Annotated in this window: 1 pseudogene; it reads left to right on the top strand. The window is 59.7% G+C overall.

The window, feature by feature from the left end:
* Positions 1 to 458 precede the first annotated feature (458 nt).
* Positions 459 to 1,420 (top strand): annotated as a pseudogene (locus CN311_RS32890) (Ulp1 family isopeptidase); the annotation flags it as partial.

Genomic DNA, 1,420 nt, shown 5'->3' on the forward strand with positions numbered 1-1,420 from the left:
CTCCGCCAGTCTTGGCTGCCAGCCAACAGCAGATCCGGCCCTCGCCGGATGCGCTTGACCAGGGCAACCACCTGCTACCCCAGGGGGGCATCATCAACAACGAACATTCCACAGCGCTGTTCCGGCCAGCGAAGAGGCAGAGGGCCCTGAATACGCCGCAAGCCGCCGCCATTCAGCAGCAGCCGCGCGAAATCGGCAATTCAGGCGGCCGCGTGCCGATGCAGCCCCCCATGCGGCAATTGGGTGAATTGCCATTGCAAGGGGTACCGGTTCAAGGGACAGGGTCCGAACACATCGGAAGGCTGCATGCGGAGGCCGCGCCCTCCGCAAGGGCTGAGGCACCCCCCGCTGCCATCGAGAACTCCATAAACGTCTCATTCGCCGTCCCCCAAGGCTTCTCCCATGGGACCCAACGCGTCCCAGACGCGATGCTCTCTTCCTTGAACCGCCCTGGCCCCTTGCCGGATGCTGGCCAAGCGCGGCAAGCGGGTTTTGAGCAGCACGTGGCCGAGCCGCGCCGAGCCGAACCTGTCGCGAGTGGCGCCCGTGCCACCGGCTATCCCCATTTGTCCGACGAACACCGGGACCTTATCGATAAGGCGATCGCCCACGCTGCGGCTCAGCAAAAATATAGCGAGAGCACGGTCCTAAAATACAGGTATGCACTTCGCCGGTTGGCAAATGATCTCGGCGCTCGTGGCCAAGCGACCGATCTAAAAAATCACCAATCCCTGGTCGATCACCTCGATGCTTTCTTTCCGAAAAGCGATGATATGAAGAGCGCGTTGCACGTCCTGCGTGCGTATCATGAGCCGGGCTATTCAGCGTCTGTTGGTGCCCCGGCTAACCGCTATCCCCACTTGTCCGACGAACACCGGGACGTGATTGATAAGGCGATCGCCCATGCTGAGGCTCAGCAACACCATAGCGCGCCGACGCTCCGAATATACTCGTATGCGCTTCGCCGATTGGCGAATGATCTCGGCGCTCGTGGCCAAGCGACTGATCTAAAAAATCACCAATCCCTGGTCGATCACCTCGATACCTTCTTTCCAAAAAACACTGACATAAAGGATATAAGGCCGGCGTTGAACGTCCTGCGTGCGTATCATGAGCCGGGCTATTCAGCGACTGGCCGGTGGCCAGTGGCGGTGCCTTCAAAGGCAGATGCGCATGTCTTAGAACAAGTGACCAGTGACAGCAGCTTGGCCCCAAGCACCCGTGTTGCCTATGGTCGTAGTCTTCGCAGATTTTCTGAGGCGCTTGAGAGGCGGGGCCAGACGATCTCTGGGCTGGATCATGATTCACGGATCAAATTCGCCGAGGCGTTGTTTCCAGGCAACGATTTTCTCCGCTTGGCGCTTGAACGGGTTCGCGATGCGAAGCCTGCGTCAGACAGGATCGTGGCGGACGCTTTGGC

Source organism: Mesorhizobium sanjuanii (assembly GCF_002529485.1).
In the GTDB taxonomy this organism is placed as follows: Bacteria; Pseudomonadota; Alphaproteobacteria; order Rhizobiales; family Rhizobiaceae; genus Mesorhizobium; species Mesorhizobium sanjuanii.